This window comes from Micromonospora sp. CA-259024 (genome assembly GCF_050936255.1).
Lineage (GTDB): Bacteria > Actinomycetota > Actinomycetes > Mycobacteriales > Micromonosporaceae > Micromonospora.
Genome location: NZ_JBNJND010000002.1, coordinates 1,221,920 through 1,247,492 on the forward strand (window position 1 = coordinate 1,221,920; position 25,573 = coordinate 1,247,492).

The 25,573-nt window shown below is 72.3% G+C and carries 25 protein-coding genes and 1 riboswitch; of the genes, 15 read left to right on the top strand and 10 right to left on the bottom strand.

Features of this window, described 5'->3' with window-relative positions:
• Nucleotides 1–170 precede the first annotated feature (170 nt).
• From ACQEUX_RS25100 to pstB, 7 genes are all read left to right on the top strand, one after another.
• Nucleotides 171–890: a winged helix-turn-helix transcriptional regulator gene (locus ACQEUX_RS25100; protein ID WP_433057115.1), complete on the top strand. Its 720-nt coding sequence runs from the start codon at nucleotides 171–173 to the stop codon at nucleotides 888–890.
• Between the two features lie 193 nt (nucleotides 891–1,083).
• Entirely contained in the window at nucleotides 1,084–1,914 is an 831-nt protein-coding gene (locus ACQEUX_RS25105; protein WP_433053019.1) for a polysaccharide deacetylase family protein, read from the top strand.
• A gap of 145 nt (nucleotides 1,915–2,059) precedes the next feature.
• The gene (gene mshD, locus ACQEUX_RS25110) at nucleotides 2,060–2,986 is read left to right on the top strand and encodes a mycothiol synthase (protein WP_433053022.1); all 927 of its coding nucleotides are present in this window, start codon (nucleotides 2,060–2,062) and stop codon (nucleotides 2,984–2,986) included.
• Between the two features lie 291 nt (nucleotides 2,987–3,277).
• Entirely contained in the window at nucleotides 3,278–4,384 is a 1,107-nt protein-coding gene (gene pstS / locus ACQEUX_RS25115) for a phosphate ABC transporter substrate-binding protein PstS (RefSeq protein ID WP_433053025.1), read from the top strand.
• A gap of 34 nt (nucleotides 4,385–4,418) precedes the next feature.
• The gene (gene pstC / locus ACQEUX_RS25120; protein WP_433053028.1) at nucleotides 4,419–5,510 is read left to right on the top strand and encodes a phosphate ABC transporter permease subunit PstC; all 1,092 of its coding nucleotides are present in this window, start codon (nucleotides 4,419–4,421) and stop codon (nucleotides 5,508–5,510) included.
• Nucleotides 5,507–6,595: a phosphate ABC transporter permease PstA gene (gene pstA, locus ACQEUX_RS25125; protein ID WP_433053031.1), complete on the top strand. Its 1,089-nt coding sequence runs from the start codon at nucleotides 5,507–5,509 to the stop codon at nucleotides 6,593–6,595. Before pstC ends, pstA begins: the two co-directional genes overlap by 4 nt.
• Nucleotides 6,596–6,612: 17 nt before the next feature.
• The gene (gene pstB / locus ACQEUX_RS25130) at nucleotides 6,613–7,389 is read left to right on the top strand and encodes a phosphate ABC transporter ATP-binding protein PstB (protein ID WP_433053034.1); all 777 of its coding nucleotides are present in this window, start codon (nucleotides 6,613–6,615) and stop codon (nucleotides 7,387–7,389) included.
• 76 nt (nucleotides 7,390–7,465) lie between these two features.
• Here pstB and ACQEUX_RS25135 read toward each other — a convergent pair whose 3' ends face one another.
• Nucleotides 7,466–8,299, bottom strand: a complete 834-nt coding sequence (locus tag ACQEUX_RS25135; RefSeq protein ID WP_433053037.1) for an NUDIX hydrolase — start codon at nucleotides 8,297–8,299, stop codon at nucleotides 7,466–7,468.
• A 175-nt stretch (nucleotides 8,300–8,474) separates the two neighbouring features.
• Here ACQEUX_RS25135 and ACQEUX_RS25140 point away from each other — a divergent pair, with 175 nt between their 5' ends.
• Nucleotides 8,475–9,443 (top strand): Gfo/Idh/MocA family protein, encoded by a 969-nt coding sequence (locus ACQEUX_RS25140; RefSeq protein ID WP_433053040.1) that lies wholly within the window; start codon nucleotides 8,475–8,477, stop codon nucleotides 9,441–9,443.
• Nucleotides 9,444–9,505: 62 nt separating this feature from the next.
• On the opposite strand, the gene ACQEUX_RS25145 is transcribed toward ACQEUX_RS25140, so the two are convergent.
• The 3 genes from ACQEUX_RS25145 to ACQEUX_RS25155 all read right to left on the bottom strand — a co-directional run bounded on the left by ACQEUX_RS25145 (nucleotide 9,506) and on the right by ACQEUX_RS25155 (nucleotide 12,220).
• Nucleotides 9,506–10,513: an anion permease gene (locus ACQEUX_RS25145; protein ID WP_433057117.1), complete on the bottom strand. Its 1,008-nt coding sequence runs from the start codon at nucleotides 10,511–10,513 to the stop codon at nucleotides 9,506–9,508.
• 10 nt (nucleotides 10,514–10,523) lie between these two features.
• On the bottom strand, nucleotides 10,524–11,150 hold the full coding sequence (locus ACQEUX_RS25150) for a DUF47 domain-containing protein (protein ID WP_030327784.1): 627 nt from the start codon (nucleotides 11,148–11,150) through the stop codon (nucleotides 10,524–10,526).
• Nucleotides 11,151–11,278: 128 nt separating this feature from the next.
• Nucleotides 11,279–12,220: a PPK2 family polyphosphate kinase gene (locus tag ACQEUX_RS25155; protein WP_433053045.1), complete on the bottom strand. Its 942-nt coding sequence runs from the start codon at nucleotides 12,218–12,220 to the stop codon at nucleotides 11,279–11,281.
• A 146-nt stretch (nucleotides 12,221–12,366) separates the two neighbouring features.
• Here ACQEUX_RS25155 and sigJ point away from each other — a divergent pair, with 146 nt between their 5' ends.
• Entirely contained in the window at nucleotides 12,367–13,332 is a 966-nt protein-coding gene (sigJ, locus tag ACQEUX_RS25160) for an RNA polymerase sigma factor SigJ (RefSeq protein ID WP_433053048.1), read from the top strand.
• Nucleotides 13,333–13,356: 24 nt separating this feature from the next.
• On the opposite strand, the gene ACQEUX_RS25165 is transcribed toward sigJ, so the two are convergent.
• A complete protein-coding gene (locus ACQEUX_RS25165) occupies nucleotides 13,357–13,863 on the bottom strand; it encodes a DUF402 domain-containing protein (protein ID WP_433053051.1) in 507 nt (168 codons plus the stop codon).
• A 101-nt stretch (nucleotides 13,864–13,964) separates the two neighbouring features.
• Between ACQEUX_RS25165 and ACQEUX_RS25170 the strand changes: the two genes are divergently transcribed.
• A complete protein-coding gene (locus tag ACQEUX_RS25170; protein ID WP_433053054.1) occupies nucleotides 13,965–16,163 on the top strand; it encodes an ATP-dependent DNA helicase in 2,199 nt (732 codons plus the stop codon).
• 19 nt (nucleotides 16,164–16,182) lie between these two features.
• Here ACQEUX_RS25170 and ACQEUX_RS25175 read toward each other — a convergent pair whose 3' ends face one another.
• A complete protein-coding gene (locus ACQEUX_RS25175) occupies nucleotides 16,183–17,481 on the bottom strand; it encodes an AI-2E family transporter (RefSeq protein ID WP_433053057.1) in 1,299 nt (432 codons plus the stop codon).
• 158 nt (nucleotides 17,482–17,639) lie between these two features.
• Here ACQEUX_RS25175 and ACQEUX_RS25180 point away from each other — a divergent pair, with 158 nt between their 5' ends.
• Together ACQEUX_RS25180 and ACQEUX_RS25185 are read left to right on the top strand one after the other, a co-directional pair.
• Nucleotides 17,640–17,978 (top strand): GroES family chaperonin, encoded by a 339-nt coding sequence (locus tag ACQEUX_RS25180; protein WP_433053060.1) that lies wholly within the window; start codon nucleotides 17,640–17,642, stop codon nucleotides 17,976–17,978.
• A gap of 93 nt (nucleotides 17,979–18,071) precedes the next feature.
• Nucleotides 18,072–18,239 (top strand): hypothetical protein, encoded by a 168-nt coding sequence (locus tag ACQEUX_RS25185; RefSeq protein WP_433053063.1) that lies wholly within the window; start codon nucleotides 18,072–18,074, stop codon nucleotides 18,237–18,239.
• An 18-nt stretch (nucleotides 18,240–18,257) separates the two neighbouring features.
• Here ACQEUX_RS25185 and ACQEUX_RS25190 read toward each other — a convergent pair whose 3' ends face one another.
• Complete coding sequence (locus ACQEUX_RS25190; RefSeq protein ID WP_433053066.1) at nucleotides 18,258–19,730, bottom strand: PrsW family intramembrane metalloprotease; 1,473 nt, start codon at nucleotides 19,728–19,730, stop codon at nucleotides 18,258–18,260.
• A gap of 23 nt (nucleotides 19,731–19,753) precedes the next feature.
• A riboswitch (SAM riboswitch) is annotated at nucleotides 19,754–19,874 on the top strand.
• 70 nt (nucleotides 19,875–19,944) lie between these two features.
• On the opposite strand from ACQEUX_RS25190, the gene ACQEUX_RS25195 reads away from it, so the two are divergent.
• Entirely contained in the window at nucleotides 19,945–21,195 is a 1,251-nt protein-coding gene (locus tag ACQEUX_RS25195; protein ID WP_433057119.1) for an aminotransferase class V-fold PLP-dependent enzyme, read from the top strand.
• A gap of 13 nt (nucleotides 21,196–21,208) precedes the next feature.
• Here the strand turns inward: ACQEUX_RS25195 and ACQEUX_RS25200 are convergent, their stop codons facing one another.
• The gene (locus tag ACQEUX_RS25200; RefSeq protein WP_433053069.1) at nucleotides 21,209–22,444 is read right to left on the bottom strand and encodes an FUSC family protein; all 1,236 of its coding nucleotides are present in this window, start codon (nucleotides 22,442–22,444) and stop codon (nucleotides 21,209–21,211) included.
• 106 nt (nucleotides 22,445–22,550) lie between these two features.
• Between ACQEUX_RS25200 and ACQEUX_RS25205 the strand changes: the two genes are divergently transcribed.
• Nucleotides 22,551–23,207 carry an HD domain-containing protein gene (locus ACQEUX_RS25205; protein ID WP_433053072.1) on the top strand — a complete coding sequence of 219 codons (657 nt, stop codon included), beginning with the start codon at nucleotides 22,551–22,553 and terminating at the stop codon, nucleotides 23,205–23,207.
• Here the strand turns inward: ACQEUX_RS25205 and ACQEUX_RS25210 are convergent.
• Nucleotides 23,179–23,463: a DUF4031 domain-containing protein gene (locus ACQEUX_RS25210; RefSeq protein WP_433053075.1), complete on the bottom strand. Its 285-nt coding sequence runs from the start codon at nucleotides 23,461–23,463 to the stop codon at nucleotides 23,179–23,181. The two genes, ACQEUX_RS25205 and ACQEUX_RS25210, sit on opposite strands and share 29 nt — an antisense overlap.
• Nucleotides 23,464–23,531: 68 nt before the next feature.
• Between ACQEUX_RS25210 and ACQEUX_RS25215 the strand changes: the two genes are divergently transcribed.
• Nucleotides 23,532–24,932: an FAD-binding oxidoreductase gene (locus tag ACQEUX_RS25215; protein WP_433053078.1), complete on the top strand. Its 1,401-nt coding sequence runs from the start codon at nucleotides 23,532–23,534 to the stop codon at nucleotides 24,930–24,932.
• 39 nt (nucleotides 24,933–24,971) lie between these two features.
• On the opposite strand, the gene ACQEUX_RS25220 is transcribed toward ACQEUX_RS25215, so the two are convergent.
• The gene (locus ACQEUX_RS25220) at nucleotides 24,972–25,508 is read right to left on the bottom strand and encodes a hypothetical protein (RefSeq protein ID WP_433053081.1); all 537 of its coding nucleotides are present in this window, start codon (nucleotides 25,506–25,508) and stop codon (nucleotides 24,972–24,974) included.
• Between the last annotated feature and the right edge of the window lie 65 nt (nucleotides 25,509–25,573).

Below are 25,573 nucleotides of genomic sequence, written 5' to 3' on the forward strand. Positions count from 1 at the left end.
ATCAGGGGCAAGATAGACAAACGGGAAATGGCCTGGCAGCGCAGCCGAGGCGATCGGTTACGCTCAACCCGTTACCCGCCCGTCAGCGACGCCGGGACCACGCAATTTCTCAGCGCATTCCATCGTGAGTGTGTCTGGTCGCGTGCGGCGCGTGCGCCGCCGGGACGGAGGTGATCGTGGAGATCCTGCTGCTGGTGACCGCGCGCGCAGGGGAACCGTCGGCTGTGCTGCCGGCACTCGACCTGCTGCCGCACTCGGTCCGCACCGCGCCGCGCGACGTCCGCACGCTGGTCGCGGGCCCCAGCCCGGACGCGGTGCTGGTGGACGCCCGATCAGAGTTGAGTGAGGCCCGGGCGACCTGTCGGATGCTGCACGCCACCGGGCTCGGTGTTCCGCTGGTCGCGGTGGTGACCGAGGCTGGCCTGATCGCACTGAACGCCGACTGGGGCGTCGACGACGTCATCCTCGCCTCGGCCGGCCCCGCCGAGGTTGAGGCGCGGCTGCGGCTGGCGGTGGGCCGGCTGAGCAACGCGACCGCCGGTGCGGGCGGTTCGATCCGGGCCGGCGAGCTGACCATCGACCCGGACACGTACGCCGCCAAGCTCAAGGGTCGCCCACTCGACCTCACCTACAAGGAGTTCGAGCTGCTGAAGTTCCTGGCCCAGCACCCGGGTCGGGTGTTCACCCGGGACCAGCTCCTGCGCGAGGTCTGGGGCTACGACTACTTCGGCGGCACCCGCACGGTCGACGTGCACGTCCGGCGGCTGCGCGCCAAACTCGGCTCGGAGTACGAGTCGATGATCGGCACCGTTCGCCAGGTGGGCTACAAGTTCGTCGTGCCGCCGTCGCGGTCGCTGCCCGAGGCGGAGCACGCTCCACTGACCGTCTGATCCAGGAGTCGTCCTGGGCGATTTCCCATATGCCCTTTTTGCGCAGCTTGGCAGTTCTATTCTGACTGCCGGGTTTGTCGGAGAAAGGGGCGACGGTGCGCGCAGTGACCACAGGGGCGACGGGCCGACCTGACCGGCCAGCCGGGCGGAAGCCGTGACGCGGGGCAACTCGACCGCGAGGGCGGCCGGGATCGTGACGCTCGTGTTGGCGGCGCTGCTCGGCTCGGCGTACGTGCTGGGCCGCAGCCTCATCCCCGACCAGACCCAACCCCACGCGACCGGTGTCACCACGAACGCCGACGGGCCGTACTACGCCGACCAATCCAGCGGTGGCGAGCCGAGCGGAGCCCCGAGCGCCAGCGGCGGCACCGGCCCCACCGAGGCCGGCCAGGACGGGTCGGGACGGGACGCCGGCGGTGACAAGCTGTTCGGCGCGCACGAGACCACCGGCTCTCCACGGCTCGCCCTGACCTTCGACGACGGACCGGACCCGCGCTACACCCCGCAGGTCCTCGCCATGCTGCGCGAGTTCGACGTGCGGGCCACCTTCTGCGTGGTGGGTGAGAACGCCCAGAACCACCCCGACCTGATCCAGGCGATCGTGGACGGTGGGCACACCCTGTGCAACCACTCGTGGAACCACGACGTCGGCCTGGGCACTCGATCGGCCGACGCGATCCGCTCCGACCTGCTGCGCACCAACGAGGCGATCCGGGCAGCGGTGCCGGACGCCCCCATCGTCTGGTACCGCCAGCCGGGCGGCGCCTGGACGTATCCGGTGGTGTCGGTGGCGCGGCAGCTCGGCATGACCCCCCTGCACTGGTCGGTCGACCCGTCGGACTGGGAGCTTCCCGGCGCCGGGACGATCGCCGCGACGGTGGCCACCCAGGCCGAACCGGGCTCGGTGGTGCTGCTGCACGACGCCGGTGGGGACCGGCAGGGCACGGTGGACGCGCTGCGCCGGATCCTGCCAGACCTGACCGCGCGGTTCGAGCTGGAGGCACTGCCCGCCGAGCCGACCTGAGGCTTCCCACGGGCCCCGAGCCTGCGGGCCTGTGGGGGCGGCGACACCTGGCGCGCTGCCTTTGGAGCTGATGTCGCAAACGATTCAGGCCCACCGGGGCTGGCGACCTCCGGGTGTCACAGGACCCAGCGGATACGGTGACGGGATGAGCAGCGCGGAGCCGACCAGCGACCAGGTGACCCGGACCGACCTACTGACGCCGGCGGACATCGCCGACGTGCTGGCCCTGGCCAGCTCCGCGGGCGACACCGACGGCGCGAACCCGCTCGACGAACACGTCCTGCTCCGGCTGCGCGACCCGGACGCCCCGGCACTGCACCTGATCGCCCGCGCCGACGACGGCACCCTCACCGGGTACGCGCACCTGGACACCACCGACCCGGTCGGCGGGATCGGAGTCGAGCTGGTGGTGCACCCCGCGTACCGGCGGCGGGGCACCGGGCGGGCGCTGGCCCGGGGCGTGCTCGCCTCGGCCACTGGGCCGCTGCGGGCCTGGGCGCACGGCGACCACCCCTCGGCCGCGGCGCTCGGCGTCGACCTCGGGTTCACCCGGGCGCGGGTGCTCTGGCAGTTGCGCCGGCCACTGGCGGCCCCGTTGGGCGAGCCGCGCCTGCCCGACGGGGTGGCGCTGCGGGCGTTCCGGCCCGGGGCGGACGACAAGGCCTGGCTGACCCTCAACGCGCGCGCCTTCGCCGAGCACCCCGAGCAGGGCCGGTGGACGTTGGACGACCTGCGGGTCCGGCTCGCCGAGCCGTGGTTCGACCCGGCCGGCTTCCTGCTCGCCGAGGAGACCGCGACCGGTCGGCTGCTCGGCTTCCACTGGACCAAGGTGCACGAGCGCCCGGGGTCGGCCCGGATCGGCGAGGTGTACGTACTGGGCGTGGAGCCGACCGCGCACGGCGGCGGGCTGGGCCGGGCGCTGACCACCGCCGGGCTGGCGTACCTGCGGGACAGGCGCGGCCTGGACCGGGTGATGCTCTACGTGGACGAGTCGAACACCGGGGCGGTCGCGCTCTACGAGCGGCTGGGCTTCGCTCGCTGGTCCGCGCACATCAACTACCACCTGGGCTGACCGTCGATCGCTCCCGGGGCCGGGTCACCGGTGGGTAACGGCCGGGCGTCGGCGACATAACGGCGAACCGGAAATATACCCATACTTCCGACAGGTGTACCCGAGTTCACTTAACGGACAACTCACCCTCAGCAAGCGGTCACCTCGGCAGCCGCACGTGTTCACCTTGCGTTCACTTGTGACCGGCGAACCGGCTACCTGGCACTTCTAACTTTCGTGTCAGCCGGTCACTGCCGGTCCTCGGGCCCCGGGATCGGGGCGCCAAGTCAGACGCGAAGGGAAACCCCTCAGGTGAAGCTCCAGCGGTACGGCGCTATTGCCGGCCTCGCTCTTGCCGCGACGCTCGGCCTCAGTGCATGCGGCTCGGACAACAACGAGCCCACTCCCGGCGCCAGCGCTTCGGGCTCGGCCGCCGCGGTCGACTGCGCTACCGGAACGCTGAACGCCCAGGGCTCGTCGGCGCAGAAGAACGCCATGGCCGAGTGGATCAAGGCGTACCAGCAGAAGTGCCAGGGCACGACGATCAACTACGAGCCGACCGGCTCCGGCGCCGGCATCCAGGCGTTCATCGCCGGGACCGCCGACTTCGCCGGCTCCGACTCCGCGCTCAAGCCGGAGGAGCAGCCGCAGGCCGACGCCAAGTGCGTCGGTGGCAAGGCCATCCACCTGCCGATGGTGATCGGCCCGGTGGCCGTTGCCTACAACGTCAGCGGCGTGGACAACCTCCAGCTCAAGCCGGCCACCCTGGCGAAGATCTTCGCTGGCAAGGTCACCAAGTGGGACGACGCGGCGATCAAGGCCGACAACCCGGGTGCCACGCTCCCCGCGACCACCATCCAGACCGTCCACCGGTCGGACGAGTCGGGCACCACCGACAACTTCACCAACTTCCTCTCCAAGACCGCCGAGGCCGACTGGACCTTCGGTAAGGCCAAGGCGTGGAAGGCCCCGGGCGGCACCGGCGCCAAGGGCTCGGATGGCGTGGCCAGCTCGGTCAAGGGTGCCGACGGCTCCATCGGTTACATGGAGTGGTCGTTCGCCGAGAACGCCGGTCTGAAGATGTCCAAGATCGGCAACGGTGCGGGCGAGTTCGCCGCGCTGACCGCCGAGGCGGCCGGCAAGACCATCGCCGGCGCCAAGATTGACGGCCAGGGCGACGACCTCAAGCTGTCGATCGACTACAACACCAAGGAGGCCGGGGCCTACCCGATCGTCCTGGCGACGTACGAGATCGTCTGCAGCAAGGGCCTCGCCGCCGACAAGCTGCCGCTGGTCAAGGGTCTGCTGGGCTACGCGGCCAGCACCGAGGGCCAGGCTGCCATGACCGAGCTGGGCTACGCCCCGCTGCCGGAGAGCGTCCGCACCAAGGTCGAGGCCGCAGTCAAGAACATCTCCTGACCGACACCACTCCGCAATCGAATCGAGCGAGCAGATGGGTGAAACCCCCCACCGCTCGGCCGACGCCGGCACCGGCGGGACGCGCGTGACCCAGAGTCACGAGTGGCCCGCCGGTGCCTCGGCGCGTGTGGCCGAGGCACCAGTCAGCACCCGTTCCCCGGGCGGCGCCGGGCTGGGCGGCGGCGGCGCGCTGCCGCGCAGCCGGAAGTTCGGCGCCGAGCGGGCCTTCCGCGGTCTCACGCTGGCCGCCGGCACCGCCGTTCTGGTCATCATCGCCGCCATCGCGATCTTCCTGATCGCCAAGGCGGTGCCTGCCCTACGCGCCAACACCGAGAACTTCTGGTCCTACGAGGGCTGGTCCCCCAACGAGACGCAGCCCAAGTTCGGCATCGGCACGCTGGCCTTCGGCACGGTGCTCAGCTCGGCGCTGGCCCTGCTCATGGCAGTGCCGGTGGCGCTGGGCATCGCGCTCTACCTCTCGCACTACGCTCCCCGCCGGCTGGGCACCGCGCTCGGCTTCCTGATCGATCTGCTGGCCGCCGTGCCGAGCGTGGTCTTCGGGCTCTGGGGACGGGACATCTTCATCAACCCGGTCCGGAACTTCTCGGTCTGGCTGAACGAGTACTTCGGCTGGATCCCGATCTTCGGCGGTGACGGGCCCTTCGGTAAGTCGATCATGCTGGGCGCCCTGGTGCTCGCGATCATGGTGCTGCCGATCATCACCTCGCTCTCCCGCGAGGTGTTCCTCCAGACACCGACCGCGAACGAGGAGGCCGCCCTCGCCCTGGGCGCCACCCGCTGGGAGATGCTCCGCACCGCGGTGCTCCCCTACGGCCGCCCCGGCATCATCGCCGCGGTGATGCTCGGCCTTGGCCGGGCGCTCGGCGAGACCATCGCCCTGGCGCTGACCCTCGGCATCACCTTCGGCATCTCGTTCAACCTGATCCAGAACGGCGGCAACACCATCGCCGCCAACATCGCCAACGCGTTCGGCGAGGCGAACGAGACCGGCCGGGGCGCGCTGATCGCCTCCGGTCTGGTGCTGTTCACCATCACGCTGATCGTCAACATCACGGCGCGGGCGATCATCTACCGCCGCCGGGAGTTCACGGAGTCGGCCGCATGACCACAACCGTCACCTCCCACCGCACCCGTCCGCCGGCCCAGCCCGCCTCGCTGCGGGCCCGCCGGCTGCCCTGGTACGCCGCACCGGCCATCGCCGTGGCGGCCCTGGCGCTCTCCGCCGTGATCGTCTACGGCACCGACATCGGCGGCCCGGTCCTCGTGGTCGTCCTCGGCGCGATCCTCTACCTGGTCGGGCTCTTCGCCGCGGCCAACGCGGTCGAGGGGCGCCGGTCGGCGCGCAACCGCACCTGGAGCGCCCTGATCCACTCCGCGTTCGTGCTGGCGGTGCTGCCGCTCGTGTCCGTGGTCTGGACCCTGGTGAGCAAGGGCGCCGAACGGCTGGACGCCAACTTCTTCCAGACCTCGATGAACAACATCGGGGCCCGCGACACCAACGGCGGCGCGTACCACGCGATCCTCGGCACGCTGGAGCAGGTCGGCATCGCCACCCTGATCACCGTGCCGCTCGGCATCCTCTGCGCGATCTACATCGTCGAGTACGGCCGGGGCAAGTTCGCGTTCGCGATCCGGTTCTTCGTGGACGTGATGACCGGCATCCCGTCGATCGTCTCCGGCCTCTTCGTGCTGGCGTTCTGGGTGCTGATCGTGTCGCCGTGGTTCAACGACGGCCGGCCCAGCTTCTCCGGCTTCGCCGCCGCGCTCGCGCTGAGCGTGCTGATGCTGCCCACCATCGTCCGGTCCACCGAGGAGATGCTCCGCCTCGTCCCGGCGCCGCTGCGCGAGGGCGCCTACGCGCTCGGCGTACCCAAGTGGAAGACCATCCTGCGGGTGGTGCTGCCGACGGCGCTGCCCGGCATCGTCACGGGCCTCATGCTCGCCATCGCCCGTGCGGCCGGCGAGACCGCGCCGGTGCTGCTGGTCGCCGGCGGCGGCGCCGCGATCAACACCAACCCCTTCGAGAACAACCAGTCATCGCTGTCCCTCTTCGTCTACCAGCAGGCCGGTGACGCGTCGAGGTACGCGCCGGCACGGGCGTGGACCGCGGCACTCACCCTGGTCGCCCTCGTGCTCATCCTGACGATCGCGGCGAAGCTGCTGGCCCGCCGCAACCGGCTCAGCCGATGAACCCCGGAGGTCCAACCATGGCCAAGCGCGTCGAAGCCTCGAACGTCACCGCCTACTACGGCGGCTTCAAGGCGATCGAGAACATCAACCTGACCGTCGAGCCGAAGACGGTCACCGCCCTGATCGGCCCGTCCGGTTGCGGCAAGTCCACCTTCCTGCGGTCGATCAACCGGATGCACGAGGTGCTGCCGGGTGCCCGGGTCGAGGGCAGCCTGACCATCGACGACCAGGACATCTACGACCGGGACGTGGACGTCACCGCGGTCCGGCGCATGATCGGCATGGTCTTCCAGCGGCCGAACCCGTTCCCCACCATGAGCATCTTCGAGAACGTGGTGGCCGGGCTGAAGCTCAACGGCGTCCGGAAGAAGTCGATCCTGGAAGAGGCGGCCGAGAAGGCCCTGCGCTCGGCGAACCTGTGGGACGAGGTCAAGGACCGGCTGAGCAAGCCCGGCGCGGGCCTCTCCGGCGGTCAGCAGCAGCGTCTCTGCATCGCCCGGACCATCGCGGTCGAGCCGCAGGTCGTGCTGATGGACGAGCCCTGCTCGGCCCTGGACCCGATCTCCACCCTGGCGATCGAGGACCTGATGTTCCAGCTCAAGGACAAGTTCACGATCATCATCGTGACGCACAACATGCAGCAGGCCGCCCGTGTGTCGGACCGGACCGCCTTCTTCTCGATCGAGAAGACCGGCGACCCGGGCCGTCTGATCGAGTACGACAACACCCAGAAGATCTTCAGCAACCCGAGCGTGAAGAAGACCGAGGACTACATCACCGGCCGCTTCGGCTGAGCCGCTGGTTCCCGGTCCGCGAGGGGCGTCGGTCAACCTGGCCGGCGCCCCTCTGCGTACCCCAGGGGTGATGCACTCAGGCGAGCAAGAAGCGGGGCTCGCCGTCGGGTGGGAGGTCCAGGCGCGGGGTGACCGGGGTGGCGGCGTCCCGGTCGGCCGCCGCGCGGGCCACACCGGCCAGGTCGCCGGCCGCCGCCACCTGGGCCAGCGTGACCAGGGTCGGCGGCAGCATGGTCAGCTCGCCCGCCTGTGCCCGGGCCAGCGCGTCCGCCGGTCGGATCCACAGGGTGTGGTCGGCCTCGCCGGAGACGTCGCGGGTCCGCTGCCCCGACGGCAGCAGGGCCACGAAGAAGTACGTGTCGAAGCGGCGCGGCTCGAACTCCGGGGTGATCCACCGGCTCCACGGCAGCAGCAGATCCGACCGCAGCGTCAGGCGCCGGTCCGCGAGCAGAGCGGCGAAGCCCAGTCGGCGCCCCTCCAGGTCCTGCCGGGCGGTCTCCCAGTCGTCGCCGCTGACGTCGCCCACCACGGTCGCCGGGTCCGGGCCGGCGAGCAGCACGCCCGCCTCCTCGAAGACCTCCCGGGCGGCGGCGCAGACCACGGCCTGGGCGGCGTCCGGGGCCACCCCGAGGCGGCCCGCCCACTCGTCCGGCATCGGGCCGGCCCAGTCCAGGTGCGCCTCGGAGTCGGAGCGATCCACCCCGCCGCCGGGAAAGGCGTACATCCCGCCGAAGGTCATGGCGGCAACCCGGCGGATGACGTACACCTCGAAGTCGTCGCCGGTCGGACGCAGCAGCAACACGGTGGCCGCGACCCGTGGGGTCGCCGGGGTGCCCCCCTCGGCCTGGAACCGGCGGGCGTGCTCGACCAGGGCGGCCGGGGCGGCGAAGCCGTCGCTGTCGATCGTCATGCCGCGAGCCTAGTTCCCCGACCCGCCGCCACCGGCTGGCGTGCGCCGGTGGGCTCCGCTCGACCGCCGACGTGCGGCGCCCCCGCGGCGACCCGGAACACACCGAGGTCCCGACGGATGAGCTGGGCGGCGGCCGGGCATCGGGAGGTTCACCTGACTCGGCTAGCGTGCCGGCATGACTCGTTGGGGCATCCTGGCCACCGGCCACATCGCCAGCCGTTTCGCCGAAGACCTCCGGCTGGTGCCGGGCGCCGAACTCGTCGCGGTCGGCTCCCGCGCCGCGGCGAGCGCGCAGCGCTTCGCCGACATCCACGGCGCGAAGCGCGCGTACGGCTCCTGGGTGGAGCTGGCCGCCGACCCGGAGGTGGACGCGATCTACGTGGCGACCCCGCACTCCGCGCACTACGAGGCGGCGATGACCTGCCTCACCGCCGGCCGCCCGGTGCTGCTGGAGAAGCCGTTCACCCTGGACCTGGCCAGCAGCGCCGAGCTGGTCGACACCGCCCGCGCCGTCGGGGTCTTCCTGATGGAGGCCATGTGGATGCGGACGAACCCGATGATCCTGCGGGTGGCGCAGCTGCTCGCGGACGGGGCGATCGGCGCGGTCACCGGCGTCCGGGCCGACTTCGGGGTGGCCGGCCCGTTCGCGCCGGAGCACCGGATGCGCAACGCGGCGCTGGGCGGGGGTGCCCTGCTCGACCTGGGGATCTACCCGATCAGCCTGGCTCACCTGCTGCTCGGCGTGCCGCAGCACGTGCGGTCCTGGGCGCAGCTCGGCCCCGAGGGGACGGACGAGAACACCGGCATCCTGTTCGGCTACGACACCGGAGCGCTGGCCACGCTGAGCTGCGGCATGGTCGGGGCGAGCGAGCTGTCGGCCTCGATCACCGGCACCACCGGCCGGATCGACCTGCCGGAGCCGTTCTTCCGGCCGGGTTCGCTGACCCTGCACCGGGCCGGCGCCGAGCCGGAGACGATCGTCGCCGACAGCGCCGGCAACGGCTACCAGTACGAGGCGATCGAGGTGCAGCGCTGCCTGGCGGCGGGGCTGACCGAGAGTCCGCTGGTGCCGCACACTGCCACCCTTGAGGTGATGGCGTTGCTGGACACGGTACGCGAGCAGATCGGCGTGCGGTACGAGTGAAGGAGCGGGCCCCTTGTCGACGCCGGACGGCGTGGACAAGGGGCCCCTACGGGGTGCGCCGGTCAGCCGAAGAGCGGCCGGACCAGCAGGTAGGTGACGCAGGCGATCAGTGCGGCGGCCGGGAACGTGATGATCCAGGCGAGCACGATGTTGCCGGCGACGTTCCAGCGGACCGCGGAGAGCCGCTTGGTCGCGCCCACGCCCATGATCGCCGAGGTGATCGTGTGGGTGGTGGAGATCGGTGCCTTGAGCACCAGGGCGTTGAAGTAGAGCACCGCGCTGGCCACCGTCTCGGCGGCGAAGCCCTCCGGCGGCCCGAGGTCGATGATCTTGCGGCCGAGGGTGCGGATGATCCGCCAGCCACCGGCATAGGTGCCGAGCGCCAGCATCGTCGCCGAGGTCCAGAACACCCAGCCGGGGATGTGCGTCTTGTCGTCCTGGAAGCCGCCGGTGTAGAGCGCCAGCACGACGATGCCCATGGTCTTGGCGGCGTCCTGCATGCCGTGACCGACCGACATGGCCGCGGCCGAGGCGGTCTGCGCCCAGCGGAAGCCCCGGTTGAGCTTGCCCGGCTGCCCCTTCCGGAACAGCCAGAGGATGGCCAGCATCAGCAGGTAACCCAGGGTGAGACCGACGATCGGCGACAGCACCATCGGCAGCAGCACCTTCTCGCCGATGTTGACCCACTGCACGATGCCACCGGTGGACAGCAGGGTCGCGCCGACCAGGCCGCCGAAGAGCGCGTGCGAGGAGGACGAAGGCAGACCGAAGTACCAGGTGATCAGGTTCCAGGCGATCGCACCGAGCACCCCGGCGAAGACCACGCCGAGGCTGGTCACACCGGTGGGGAGAGTGACCAGACCGTCGCCGACGGTCTTGGCGACGCCGGCGCCGAAGTGGGCGCCGATGAAGTTGCCGACCGCGGCGAGGAGCAGTGCGATCCGGGGTGTCAGCGCCCGGGTGGAGACGCTTGTCGCGATCGCGTTGGCGGCGTCGTGGAAGCCGTTGGTGTAGTCGAACGCCAACGCCACCGCGATCACCGCCAGCACGGCGATGAGTTCGGGGGTCAGAGTCACCGGTTCAGGACTCCTTGACGGCGATGGTCTCGACTGTGTTGGCCACGTGCTCGAAGGCGTCGCAGGCGGCCTCCAGCTCGTCGGCGACCTCCTTCATCTTCAGCACCGTCAACGCGTCGTACTCGCCGGAGAAGAGGCGGACGAGCAGCTGCCGGTTGATCCGGTCACCCTCGTTCTCCAGGCGGTTGCACTCGATCCAGTAGTCCTCGAGATCCTTCATCGACTTCAGCCGGGGCATCGCGTCGGCGGTCAGCTTGGCCTGCTGGTCGAGCACGTTCACCATCTCGTGCAGCTCGCGGGGCAGCGCGGGGAGCTCGGTCAGCCCGTACAGGTAGAGCAGGTCACCGACCGCTTCCAGGTGGTCCATCACGTCGTCCAGCAGCGAGCCGAGCCGGTAGATGTCCTCCCGGTCGAACGGGGTGATGAAGGTAGAGTTGATCTTCTTGTACAGCTCGTGGGTGATCTGGTCGCTGTCGTGCTCGACCTCGGTCAGCCGCTCGCTGACCGACTGCACGTCCACGCCGGGCAGGGCCAGCTCGTTGAGCAGCGCGGTGCCCCGGACCAGGTTCTGCGCGGCCCTGGTGAAGAGCTCGTAGAAGGCGCCCTCGGTGGGGCGGAAGGAAAACTTCACAGCACAGACCTCGTCGCGTCGGTGGAAGGGTGGCGGCGCCCGATGAGCGCCCGCCCGGTGAATGCTAGGAAACGACCGAACCGCGAATTCGCCGGCCCACCCCTGGCCAGGCCTCATTCACCGTTCGTTCACCTGCCGTTCATCTCGACCGCCCCACCCGCACCCGCTCCCCCAGCAAGCAACCGCTCCCGCTCCCGCGCCACGTCGAAATCGGCAGCCGGATACCCCAGGCCGAGCGTGTCGAACGTCTCACGCAGCAGATGGGCCACGGCCCAGTCCCTGTACCACTTGCGGTCCGCCGGCACCACGAACCAGGGCGCGGCGTCCGTGCCGCACCGGCTCAGGGCCTCGGCGTACGCGGCCTGGTAGTCGCCCCAGTGGGCCCGGGAGTCGACGTCCGACGGGTTGTACTTCCAGTGCTTGCGCGGGTCGGTGAGCCGCTCCAGTAGGCGCTCGCCCTGCTCGGCGTAGGAGATGTGCAGCATCACCTTGATCAGGGTCACGCCGTCCCCGGTCAACTCCCGCTCGAACGCGTTGATCTCGTCGTAGCGGGCCCGCCAGGTCGCCTCCGGCACCAGCGAGCCGACCCGGGCGATCAACACGTCCTCGTAGTGCGAACGGTTGAACATCCCCACGTACCCGGGTGGCGGCAGCGCCCGGCGGATCCGCCAGAGGAAGTCGTGCCGCAACTCCTGCGGGGTCGGCGGCCCGAACGAGCGGATGTGCAGGCCCAGCGGGTTCATGGCGCCGGCCACCCGCTTGATCGTGCCGTCCTTGCCGCCGCAGTCCATGGCCTGGAGCACCAGCAACACCCGGTGCGCCGGCCCGGACGACCCGGTCTTGGCCATCGCGAAGAGCATCTCCTGCTGCCGGCCGAGCTCGCCGCCGATCAACTCCACCTGCTCGCGGGCCCACGCCTTACGGTGCTCTCCACTCCGCGCCGTCGTCGGCAGGCCGGGTGTGGACCGTGGGTCGATCGCGCCGAGATCCACCGGTGCGGTGACTCGCAGCAACTCCCGCACGGAGCCGCCGTCCGGCGTCACGATCTGCCCTTCCTGGGGTGCGCTCATCCACGGATCATCGCCCACCCGTCGGCCATCCGCCCGCCGAGGACGCCGCCGGGCCTCGGCCGGCCGGCACCTCCGGGGCAGCCAGCGTGTCCCGTCGGCAGGAGGATGTACGTCAGGACGGCGCCGACTGGGAAGGGTGGTGTGTCGTGCGGGACCTGGCGACGGAGTTCGAGGCCGAGCGGGCCCGGCTGCTCGCGGTGGCCCACCGGATGCTGGGCAGCCGCAGCGAGGCCGAGGACGCGGTGCAGGAGACCTGGCTGCGCTACGCCGGGGCGCTGGCCGACCCGGTGGCCCGCGCCGAGATCCGTGAGCTGTCCGCGTGGCTGACCACCACCTGCGCCCGGATCTGCCTGGACGTGCTCCGCTCGGCCCGGGTCCGTCGGGAGGCGTACCCCGGGCAGTGGCTGCCGGAGCCGGTGGTCAGCCCGTTGGGCACGCCTCCGCCGGTCGACGGGTACGCACCCGACCCGGCGGAGCGGGCCGTCCGCACCGACCAGGTCGGCACGGCGCTGCTGGTGGTGCTGGAGCGGCTCGCACCGGAGCAGCGGGTCGCCCTCGTGCTGCACGACGTGTTCGCGATGCCGTTCGCCCGCGTCGCCGACGTGCTCAGCACCACCGAGGCGGCCGCCCGGCAGCTCGCTTCCCGGGCGCGTCGAGCGGTCACCGCGCCGGACGTGCCTCGGCACACGGCGGACCCGGTCGAGCAGCGCCGGGTGCTCGAAGCGTTCGTCGCCGCCACCGAGTCCGGCGAGCTGGGTCAACTGCTCCAGGTGCTCGCGCCGGACGTGGTCTTCGTCGGCGACTCGGGCGGGCACTTCCCCGCGGCACGCCGCCCGGTGGTCGGCGCGGACGCGGTGGGTCGCTTCGCGCTCGGCCTGTTCGGCCGGGCCGGCCGGTACGCCCACCGGGTGCGGGCCCGGCCGGTGCTGGTCGACGGCGTGCTCGGCCTACAGATGGAGACGCTGCACAGCGATGGGCGGCCGATCCGCCTGGTCAGCGCGTTCGCGGTGGACCAGGGCCGGATCACCGCCATCTACAACCAACTCAACCCGGAGAAACTGGCCGACCTGCCGCGACTGGGTGGGGACGACGGCTGGCCACCGCGCTGGTGAGCCGGCCCGGCCGAGCGTGCGGCGTCAGACCACCAGGGCCAGCCACTTGCGGTACGCGGTGGCGAACGGCTCGGTGCCGTCGCCGAGGGCCCCGAACAGCCGCTGGGCCGCGGCCTCGGCCTCGGTCACCACGTCGTCCGGATAACCGAACCGGGCCCGGTGCACGGCGAACTCGTCCTCGTCGAGCAACTCCACCAGGCCGGTGGCCCGACGCCGGACCACGTCCAGGTCCAGGTCGATGAGGTGGACGATGTCGTCGGATTCCCAGCGGGCCGGGGTGGTGATGTCGCAGTAGACCTCGCTGGTGCGGGGCGGGGGGTTGAACATGGCCGTCCACCAGGCACGATGCGGCACCAGCAGCACGAACGGGATCTTCTCCACCGACGGCCGGCCGTGGTAGACCGACTCGGTGCCCTCGGGCACGCCGAGCCAGACGCCGAGGTCGTCCTCCGTGAGCCGGCGGGCCGGGTAGTCGCGGTGGGCGCTGCCGTCGTACTTGCGGTAGATCACTCGGACCATGTCGCTCGGCATGATTCGCACCCTAACCGATACCGCCCACGCCTCGTAGCGCGGCCGTAACCGGGCGGCGCCGACGGCAGCGGCCAGCGGGGCCGGCATCACGCCACGCGCGGATGGGCGCGGCCGGTGTCGGCGGCGCCGGGTACCGTCGCACGGTGACTCCGCCCCGCACCGCCACCGGTTCCGCCACCCCGTCGGCTCGTGCCAAGGGCCGGCGGCGGGGTGCCCGGCCCAGTGGCACCGAGCTGCTGGCGGCGGCGGTCGGTGCGGTGCCCGGCGGTGCGGAACGCCCCGGCCAACTGCAGATGACCACGGCGATCGAGGAGTGCGTGGCCGGCGGCGAGCACCTGCTCGTGCAGGCGGGCACCGGCACCGGCAAGTCGCTGGCCTACCTCGCGCCGGCGCTCACCGTGGACGGCCCGGTGGTGGTCTCCACCGCCACCCTGGCGTTGCAGTCCCAGTTGGTCGACCACGACCTGCCCCGGCTGGCCGACGCGGTCGAGCCGGTGCTCGGGCGCCGGCCCACCTTCGCGGTGCTCAAGGGTCGCCACCACTACCTGTGCCTCGCCCGACTGGACAACTCCACCGAGGAGGAGCCGGAGGACACCCTCTTCGACGCGCCGGCGGCTCGCCCCGGCGGCGGAACGAAGTGGCTCGGTGAGGCGGGCCGGTTGGGCAAGCAGGTCGAGCGGCTGCGCGACTGGGCCGAGAAGACGGCCACCGGCGACCGGGACGAGCTGGACCCGGGCGTCGATGACCAGGCCTGGCGGCTGGTGTCTATGCCGGCCCGGGAGTGCGTCGGTGCGACCCGCTGCCCGTTCGGGCAGGAGTGCTTCGCCGAGGCGTCGCGGGCGCGCGCCCGTGAAGCCGACATCGTGGTGACCAACCACAGCCTGCTCGCGGTCGACATGCTCGCCGACCGGCACATCGTGCCGCCGCACAAGCTGCTCATCGTCGACGAGGCGCACGAGCTGGCCGACCGGGTGTCCTCCGCGGCCCAGGCGGAGCTGGTGCCGGAGCTGATCGACCGGTCCACCCGACGGGCCCGCCCGCTGCTGCGGCCGGAGACCGCCGAGGCGCTCACCGCCGCCGGCGACGCCCTCGCGGTCGGGCTGGCCGAGGCGCCGGCGGGGCGACTCACCGCCGGGCTGCCGACGCCACTGCGGGAGGCGTGCACGCTGCTCGACGCGGCGACCCGGTCCGCATTGGACGCGATCGGCGAGATCAAGTCCGACGACCCCGACCCGGTCCGCAAGCAGCAGGCCAAGGCTGCGCTGGACGAGCTGTCCACCACCGCGCAGCGGCTGCTGGAGGAGGCCGACCACGACGTGGCGTGGGTGGAGAAGAACGACAGCGGCAGCCGGCGCGCACTGGTGGTCGCGCCCCTGTCGGTGGCCGGCACCCTCGCCACCCACCTGTACGACGAACGCACCGTCGTCGCGACCTCGGCGACCCTGGCGCTGGGCGGCCGGTTCGACACGGTGGCCCGCGCCCTCGGGCTGGACGCGCCGCCACCCGCCCCGCCGAGCCCCGCCGCGGCCGCACTGGCCGCCCGTACCGGCCCGGGTCGTCCGGCCGGCGAGACGCCAGGCCGCCGGCTGGCCGGTGACACCGGGGCCGTCGTACCGGCGACCGAAGGCCCGGGTTGGCGGTCACTCGACGTCGGATCGCCGTTCGACTATGCCCGGCAGGGCATCCTGTACGTCGCCGCGCACCTGCCCCGCCCCAGCGTCTCCGGGTTGCCCGAGGCTGCCGGGGAGGAGCTGCTCGCGCTGGTCGAGGCACTTGGTGGTCGCACTCTCGGGCTCTTCTCGTCCCGCCGGGCGGCGCAGCAGGCCGCGGAGCTGCTGCGCGCGCGGACCGACCTGCCGGTGCTGTTGCAGGGCGAGGAGGCGTTGCCACTGCTGGTCCGCCGGTTCCGCGAGGAGCGCGCCAGCTGCCTGTTCGGGGTGATGTCGCTCTGGCAGGGGGTGGACGTGCCGGGTGATGCCTGTCAGCTCGTGGTCATCGACCGGCTGCCCTTCCCTCGACCGGACGAGCCCCTCGCGGCGGCCCGAGCGGCCGCCGTGGACGCGGGCGGCGGCTCCGGCTTCGCCGCGGTCAGCGTGCCCATCGCGGCCGTGCGGCTGGCTCAGGGCGTGGGCCGGTTGATCCGGGCGACCGGTGACCGGGGCGTGGTCGCGGTGCTCGACTCGCGACTGGAGACCGCCCGTGGTTACGGGCCGTTCCTGCGTCGCTCGCTGCCGCCGTTCTGGTACACCACCCGGCCCGAAGTGGCCCGAGGCGCCCTACAACGCCTCGCCGGCTCCTGACCGTCCCGTAGCGGGTCGGTCAGGGCGCCTGCGCGGCGACGACGACGGCGTCGGGCGGGGTGTCCGGGACGGTTCGGGCGGCGAGCCGACGGACCGCGGTGTTCAGCACCGCGATGAGCGGCACGGAGACCAGCGCGCCGGTGATGCCGGCGAGCACCACCCCGGCGGCGATACCGATGATCACCGCCAGCGGGTGGAGGGCGACCGCCCGTCCCATGATCAGCGGCTGGAGCACGTGCCCCTCCAACTGCTGCACGCCGATCACCGCACCCAGGATGATCAACGCGGTGACCGGGCCGCTGTCCACCAGCGCCACCAGCACCGCCACGCCACCGGAGAGCGCCGCACCGACGATCGGGATGAACGCGCCGAGGAATACCAGCGCGGCGAGCGGGAAGGCGAACGGGACGTCGAAGACGACCAGGAAGATGCCGATGCCGACGGCGTCGATGAAGGCGACCAGCACGGTCGCCCGGACGTAGGCGCCCAGCGTCTGCCAGGAGGCCCGGCCGGCGTCGTCGACCTTCCAGCGGGCGGCCACCGGCAGCAGCCGCACCAGGAAGCGCCAGATCCGGTTGCCGTCGCGCAGGAAGAAGAACGTCGCGAAGAGCACCAGGATGGTGCCGGTCAGCACCTCGGCCAACGTCGCGGCGGTGCTCAGCGCGCCGGTCGTGAGATCGCTGGTGTTGCTGTTGATCCAGCCCTGCGCCTCGGTGATGTAGTTGTCGAGCTGATTGTCGGAGACGTGCAACGGGCCGGTCTTCAGCCAGTTCTGGATCTGCCGGACGCCCTCGGACGACTTCTGGCTCAGCTCTGGCACGCCCCGGATGAACTCGTTGACCACCAGGGTGAGCGTGCCGATCACCGCGGCCAGGCCGCCGACCAACACCACCGCGGTGGCCAGCGACCGAGGCAGCCGGGCCCGCAGCAGCCAGCCGACCGCCGGCGCGAGCAGCGCGGAGAGCAGCAGCGCGACGGCCAGCGGAATGATCACGATCTTGACCGTGCTGACGACCATGAGCAGGGCCCAGGCCACCACGCCGATCACGATCAGTCGCCAGCACCAGGCGGCGGCGATCCGCAGCCCGTGCGGCACGTCGGCGTCGTCCCGACTGGTGGTGGAGCTGTGCAGGCGCACCGGAGGTTCCGCGCCGACGACCGTGGCGCTCGGTGACGCGGCTGGCCCCGGCACGGCGGGTGAGGCCACCCGGGCCGGCTCCGGAGCGTCGCTCGGCGTGTCCTGACTGGCGCGAACCGACTCCCGTCCCGACTGGTAGGCGCGGCGGAGCCGCCCGCGTACCCACTCGAAGCGGCTCAAGCGCACCTCCTGGCAGAGAAACGGCCCGCCCACGGCGACAGGTCGGACAGCATACGTCCGTTCCCGACACCGTAGGGCAGTTCCGCCACACATTGCCCCCACGGCCACAGGCGTAACCACCGGCGATCGGCCGTCGGCGACACGGTAGCGTCTGCGTCGTGACCGCCGACCAGGATCTCGACGCCGGCCTGCCGATCCGCCTCCTGCACGACCGCGTGCTGGTACGGATGGAGGGCGGCGAGGGCGAGCGTCGCTCCACCGCCGGCATCGTCATCCCGGCGACCGCCGCGGTGGGCAAGCGCCTCGCGTGGGCCACCGCCGTCGGGGTGGGGCCGAACGTCCGCGCCATCGTCTCCGGCGACCGGGTGCTCTTCGACCCGGACGACCGCTCCGAGGTCGAGCTGCACGGCCGCGGGTACGTGCTGCTGCGGGAGCGGGACGTGCACGCCGTGGCCGCCGAGCGGATCGAGAACGATCCCACCGGCCTCTACCTCTGACGCACCCTCCCCGGCCAGCAGGCCCCACCGCGCACCGTTTGCCCAGCCGCACGACGGGAAGCCATCCGGCGACCGTGGCCCTGGGGAGGGACGATGCCGGTATTCGTGAAGAAGCTGTTGACCTGGGGCAGTGTCGCGTTCCTGATCTACTTCATGGCCTTCCGGCCGGACGGCGCCGCGCAGATGTTCAGGGCGATCGGGGCCGGGCTGATCGCGATGTTCCAGGGCCTGGGTGACTTCCTCACCTCCCTGCTGGCCTGAGCGGCAGGCCGCCAGCCCTCAGGCGGGCGGCCAGGGCGCCGCCGGCCGCGGGCCGGGCCAGCCGGGCGGCGGATACCCCACCGGAGGCGGAGCAGGGGCCAGCACCACCGGGATCGGCACCACCGGCTCGTCCGGCGCGGCAACCGGGCGTTGCGTACCGTCGGGGAAGCGCAGGTGGTAGCGGCTGCCGTCCCAGACTCCCGCCGGGGCCTGCGGATCCCGGCCCACGAAGAACGACCGGTACGCGCTGATCGCGTCCAGCAGCTCCCGCTCCTCGCGGGCGGTCCGCTCCTGTTCGGCGGGCTTGCGGTCCAGGCCGCGCAGCGTCCCGTCGCGCAGCAGGGCGAGCCGGGTGGCGGCGAACTGGTAGCCGCGCATCGCCCGCACGCCGCCGTCCCCGGCCACCCGCCGGGCCCAACTGCGGGCCGCGTGCCGCCTGCCGAGGCTGCTCAGCGCGGCCACTTCCGGCGGGCTCAGCCAGCCGGCGCGTACGTAGTCGGGCAAGGTCCGCTCGGTGAGCCGCCCCTCCCAGGCGCGCAGCCATATCGCCAGCCCCACCATGCCGAAGAAGACCGGCACCATCAGGCCCAGGAAGCCGTACAGCATGATCAACGCTTCCCCGGTGGCCTGGGTCAGCGTGGGCAGCAGGTTCCACGTGCCGTGCAGCATCATCGCCAGCAGCAGGCCGGCGATCGGGGCGAGCACCCGGACCCGCCGGTCGGCCGTCCGGGCGGCGATGCCCAGCCCCACACCGGTCATCGAGGTGAAAAGCGGATGGGCGAACCCGAACAGCAGGATCCGGACGATGAAGATCGCGATGACCTGCTGCGTGCCGGTCGCGGGGCCGTACCGGTCGGCGCCGGTCGCATAGCCGTAGCCGCCCAGGTAGAGGATGTTCTCCACCATGGCGAAGCCGATCGCGGAGAGCCCGCAGTAGACCAGGCCGTCGGTGATCCCGGACCACTCGCGGCGGCGGAACACCAGCAGCAGGATCGGGCCGAGGGCCTTGGTCAGCTCCTCGATGAACGGCGCCACCAGCACCCCGGTGAGCGCGGACGGCAGGCCCCAGTCGGCGAAGCGGTTGGCGGCGAAGTCGTTGACCGTGAGCGAGGCCGCCGTGGAGACGAACGCCCCCCAGGCGAAGCAGAAGATCAGATACTTCAGCGGCTCCGGTTCGTACCGGTCCAGCCAGAGGAAGCAGGCGACCAGCACCGGCACCGGCAGGATGGCGGCGACCACCCCGATCAGCAGGGCCTGCACACCGAGCGACTGGCCGAGCGTGAAGACCATGAACACCGCGCAGGCGGCGATGAACAGCACCACCCCGGCCAGCACCAGGAACCGCCGCCAGCCCAGTCGGCGCAGCGGCATCCGGGGCGCCTCGCCGACGGACGGGGCTGTGGGTGCGGGCGACGACGGCGGAGGTGAACCGGGCGGGGTGTCGGCCATGCGGTCAGCGTAGCCATCCGCTGCCGGCTGGTTCGGTCGCATCGGTAGCCGCTATGCTGCCGGCAGGTCACGAGCGCCAGCATCAAGCCCCGGCTTGCTGGCCGGCAACCCTCGTCGAGTTCGCGGTGGGGTGCCCCGGGTGATGACCGGGCCCAGCCCGATCGGCGTGCTGGGCAAGCGCGGACCCCGTCCCGACTGTGCACCCGGGGTCCCTGACCCCGGAGGTTCCGGCGTGTCCGTCACTCTCGTTCCCGCACTGCCCACCCGCTTCGACGCCGCGCCCGCGGCGGCCCCGTCGCGGCCGCTCGACGTTCTCGGCGTACCGGGCGAGATCAACCTGGACTACGCGGCGAGCGCGCCGTGCGCGCGGGCCGCCGCCGACGCGGTGGCCGAGCTGCTGCCCTGGTACGCCAGCGTGCACCGTGGCGCGGGAGCGCTGTCGCGGCGCTGCACCCTCGCGTACGAGCAGGCGCGGCAGACGGTCGGCGACTTCTTCGGCGCCCGCGCCGACGACCACGTGATCTTCACCCGCAACACCACCGACGCGCTCAACCTGCTGGCCCGAGCGCTGCCCGCCGGCACGACCGTCGTCACCTTCGCCTCCGAGCACCACGCCAACCTGCTGCCCTGGCCGCGCGGCTCCGTCCGGCTCCCGGTGCCCACCGATCCGGACGGGGCGGTACGCGACCTCGCCGCCGCCCTCACCGAGCTGCGCCGGGGCAGCAGCCCGGCGCTGCCGGTGCTGGTCGCGGTGACCGGTGCGAGCAACGTGACCGGTGAGCGGTGGCCGGTCGCCGAGTTGGCCCGGGTGGCCCACCGGCACGGGGCCCGGATCGTGCTCGACGCCGCGCAGCTCGCCCCGCACGCCCCGGTCGACCTGCTCACGCTCGACGTCGACTACCTGGCCGTGTCCGGCCACAAGCTGTACGCGCCGTTCGGCGCGGGGGTGCTGATCGGTCGCGCGGACTGGCTGGACGCCGCCCCGCCGTACCTGGCCGGTGGTGGCGCCACCAGCCACGTCGGGCCAGCCACCCACGATGTGACCTGGGCGAGCGGAGCGGCACGGCACGAGGGCGGCACCCCGAACCTGCTCGGCGCGGTGGCACTGGCCGCGGTGTGTACGGCGCTCGACGAGGCGGACCGGTCCGCGCTGGCCGCCCGCGAACAGGCGCTGCTGGCCCGGCTGCGGACCGGCATCGCCGCCCTGCCGCACGTCGTCGAGTTGCGCACCTTCGGCCCGGACGCGCCCCGCGTCGGCATCGTCTCGTTCGTGGTCGCCGGATGGGACTCCGCTGACGTGGCCGCCCGGCTGGCCGGCGAGCACCGGATCGGCGTGCGCGACGGGTTGTTCTGCGCCCACCCGCTGGCCCGGCGGCTGCTCACCGAGGCGGCGGGGCGTACCGGCCGACGGGACCTGCCGCCCACCGCGCTGCGCGCCAGCATCGGCCTGGGCAGCACGGACGCTCAGGTGGACCGGCTGCTCGCCGCGCTCGCCGAGCTGGGCTGAGACGCGCCCTCGTTCAGCCGACCGGCGGGGCGGTGGGCGGCTTCGGCGGCTCGCCGGGCTCGGCCGGCTCACCGACCGGCCGCTCCTGCTCCCCGAAGGCGGTGCGGATCCACCGGTTCGCCTCCTCCTGCTCGATCCCGGAGGCCACCAGCAGGTCGCTCGCGGTGGTCCGGATCTGGGCGACCACCACGCTGCCCGAGAAGCCGACCCCGGCGCCGTACGCCCGGCCGGCTTCGCTGACCGCCCGCAGGGACCGCTCCCGAGCCTTCTCCGGCTCCTCGCCGACGGCGAACTCGTGCTTGAGCAGCCGGACCGACTCGGCGAGGTGAGCGATCGCGTCCGGCATCGGGTCGGGCACCGGTTCCTCGTCCTCGATCAGGGTGACGGACCGGCGGATCAGCGTGCCGGTGTTGCGCATCGCCCGGTCGATCGGGTCGGCCGCCTCCGCGTAGTGGGTCAGCTCGTCGCGGCGGTGCCAGCGGGCCGGTGAGAGGGTGGCGGTCTCCTTCGCCCCCTCGATCGCCTCGCCCAACGTGGCCAGTTCCTCCTTGTTGTCGCGCAGCCGATCCAGTGCCCCTTGGATGCTGGCGCGGTCCCGTTTGCGCAGGCCGTCGGCGGTGACGTCGAGTTGGGTGGCGAGCAGGTCCAGCGCCGGCCGGGCGGCCCGGTTGATCACCCGGAGCGGGTTCAGCGGCAGTAGCACCGCCGTGACCAGCAGCGCGATCCCACCGCCGAGAAACGCGTCGACGAAGCGTGGGATCTCCAGATTCTGGGTGGAGGGGCTCAGCGTCACGATCAGCACGGCCGTGGCCGCCGCCTGGATGACGATCGCCACGCTCGCCCCGGCGAAGATCGTGAGCAGGATCGCCACGGTGACCACCAGGCCGAGCTGCCACGCGCCGGTGCCGAGCAGGTAGATCAGGAGGTCGCCGATGAACACCCCGATGCCCACCCCGACGATCAACTCCACGGTCCGGCGGAACCGCTGGCCGACCGACGCGGCCAGGGTGCCGACCGCGGAGATCGGCGCGAACACCGGTTGCGGGTTGCCGAGCAGCTTGTGCGAGATCAGGTATGCGAGCCCGGCAGCCAGCCCGGCCTGCACGGCGAGTCCGCCGGCCATCCGTACCCGGTGCAGCCGGTCGTGCAGGGTGGCGCGGCCGCGATGGCGCAGCTGTTCGGTGGCTTCGGCGATCCGTGCGCCGTCGATGTCGACCAGGCCCTCGCGCAGTGGGGCACGCCGCACCATCGGAGGTCGTTTGTCCCGAGCCGCGGCCATGGGCGCGACTACCCGTGGCGGCCCCGCTGAATCCTCCCGCGCCGCGCGTTGCGGCCGGATGCGGCAGACTCGGGCCGTGGTTGATCTGCTGGACCGGTGGCGGGCTGCGGCCCGGGATGCCGGCGCGAAGCCCGGACCGGAGGTGACCCGGGCCGGGGAGGAGCTGCTCGCCCGGTGGCGGGAGCCGCACCGGCACTACCACACGGTGGCCCACCTGACCGCCGTGCTCGACGTGGTGGACCAGCACGCCGGGCTGACCGACCGGGCCGATCTGGTCCGGCTGGCGGTCTGGTGCCACGACGCGGTCTACGACCCTCGGGCCACCGGCGACGCCAACGAACGGGACAGCGCCGCGCTGGCCGACAGCGTGCTCACCGGGCTCGGGGTACCGGCGCCCGCGGTGGCCGAGGTACGCCGACTGGTGCTGCTCACCGCCGGACACAGGGTGGCTCCGGACGACCGCGACGGCGCCCTGCTCTGCGACGCGGACCTCTCCGTGCTGGCCACGCCGCCGGCCACGTACGACCGTTACGCGGCGGCCGTCCGACGGGAGTACGCCCACGTGCCGGAGCCGGCCTTCCGGGCCGGGCGGGCGGCGGTGTTGACCGGGCTGCTGGCGCTGCCCGCGCTGTTCCGGCTGCCGCCGCTGGCGAGCCGGTGGGAGGAGCCCGCCCGGGACAACGTGCGTCGCGAGCTGACCACGCTCAGCGGGGGGCCGGAGTACGCGGGCTGACCAGGTGCTTGGGGCGGCGCAGGCCGGCGGCACGGAGCAACCGTACGAGCTCCCGGCTCGGCACCACCTGGGCACCGAGCCACACCGCCGCCGCGAACCGGTCGGCCGGGATGTCGTAGTGGTCCCGGTCGAAGCCGCGCCGAGGCGCGCCGAGGGCCTCGGCGAAGGCGTGCAGCTCGGCGTACGAGACATCGCTGATCAGGTGCGACCAGAGCCGACCGCGCCACGGCCAGGCAGGCCGGTCCAGATAGAGCATGCCGCCCAAGCTATCCCGCACAGTCGATCATGTTGATGATCGGCGGTCGGCGACCTAGCCTCGGCTGCATGGCCCCCACCACTCTCCTCGACGACCTGCGCGCCGCGCTCGGTGACAACGCCGTGCTCACCGATCCCGACCTACTGCGGATGCACCAGCGGGACGAGGCCGACCTCTGCGACGCCGGAACGCCGTTGGTGGTGACCCGCCCCCGGAGCACCGAGCAGGTGGTGGCGGTGGTCCGGGCGGCCGCACGGCACGGCGTACCGGTGGTGCCGCAGGGCGCGCGGACCGGCCTGGCCGGCGCGGCGAACGCGGTGGACGGCGCGGTGGTGCTCAGTACCGTCGCGATGGACGAGATCCGGGAGATCGACCCGGTGAGCCGGATCGCGGTGGTCCAACCGGGGGTGGTCAACGCGGCGCTGGCCGGCGCGGTGGCCAAGCAGGGGCTCTGGTACCCGCCGGACCCCGGCTCCTGGGAGTCGTCCACGATCGGCGGCAACGTGGCCACCAACGCCGGCGGTATGTGCTGTGTGAAGTACGGCGTCACCACGGAGTACGTGCTCGGCCTGGAGGTGGTGCTCGCCTCCGGTGAGGTGCTGCGCACCGGGCGGCGTACGGCCAAGGGCGTGGCCGGCTACGACCTGACCCGGCTCTTCGTCGGCTCGGAGGGCACCCTTGGCGTGATCACCGAGGTGACCGTGGCGTTGCGGCCCGCACCGGCGGAATCGCTGACCCTGGTGGCCGTCTTCCCGTCCACCGCCGCGGCCGGCACGGCGGTAGCCGAGATCGCGGCCCGCGGGCTCACTCCCAGCCTGCTGGAGTTGCTCGACCAGACCCACCTGCGGGCGATCGAGGCCTACCAGCCGATGGGGCTGCGGACCGACGCGCAGGCCCTGCTGCTGGCCGCCGCGGACACCGGCACCCGGGCCGCCGACGACCTGGCCGCCCTGGCCGAGGTGTGCGAGGCCGCTGGCGCCGACGAGGTCTACGCGGCCACCGACGCGGTGGAGGCGGCGGCGCTGTTGCAGGCGCGCCGGCTGGCCCATCCGGCGATGGAGAAGTTCGCGGCCGACGCCTACCCGGGCGGCAACGGCGGTCTGGTGATCGACGATGTGGCGGTGCCGCGCGGCTCGCTCGCCGCGCTGCTGGACGGGGTGGCCCGGATCGCGGCGGAGTGCGAGGTGCCGATCGGCGTGGTGGGGCACGCCGGGGATGGCAACATGCACCCGAACATCGTGGTCGACCGCGCTGACCCGGCGAGCGTGGAGCGGGGTCGACGGGCGTTCGACGAGATCATGCGGCTCGGCCTGGACCTGGGCGGCACGTGCACGGGCGAGCACGGGGTGGGCCTACTCAAGCGGGACTGGCTGGCCCGGGAGATCGGGCCGGTCGGTGTCCGGGTGCACCAGGCGATCAAGTCGGCGCTGGACCCGGCCGGCCTGCTCAACCCCGGCAAGGTGCTCTGACCTGCGCATCAGCGGCGCTCTGACCCGCGTGGCGGCGGGTCAGCCGTCGACTTCGGCCGGGGTCGCCTGGGTGAGCAGCAGCAGGATCTCCCCGGCGACCGGCGTGCGCTCCTCACCCGGGCAGTCCTGCGAGGTGATCAGCCCGGACGCGGTGAGCAGGCTGGACGTCAGCGCGTCGATGCAGGTCGTCCGGTATTTCCGGGCCTGATCGGTCTCGGCGGCCAGCGCCGGGTCGGCGAGCAGCACCTGGAGTCGTTCGGTCAGTTCGGGGGCCAGGGTGCCCCGCGAGGTGACCCCGTCGCCAGCACAGTCGAGGCACTGCCACGCGCCGTCCCGCTCGACGCTCAGAGTGCGCAGCGGACCGTCGGCGCCGAGCCGTTGCAGCAAACTGACCTGGCCTGCGGCAACCGTGGTGGGGATCTCCAGCTGCGAGCCGCCACCCGCCGCGCCGGCGGACGGCTGCGCCAGCGGCGTGCCCTGCGCATCCCGGTCGAACAGTGAACACCCGGTCAGGGCACCGACCAGCGCGACGGCGAGAAGGGGTAGGAGCAGACGAGGGCGGGCGCGGAACAGCACGCGCGGAAACCTACCCCACCGTAGGTAGCGTTCGAAACCACCATCCAGGCTGGTATCGATGGTTA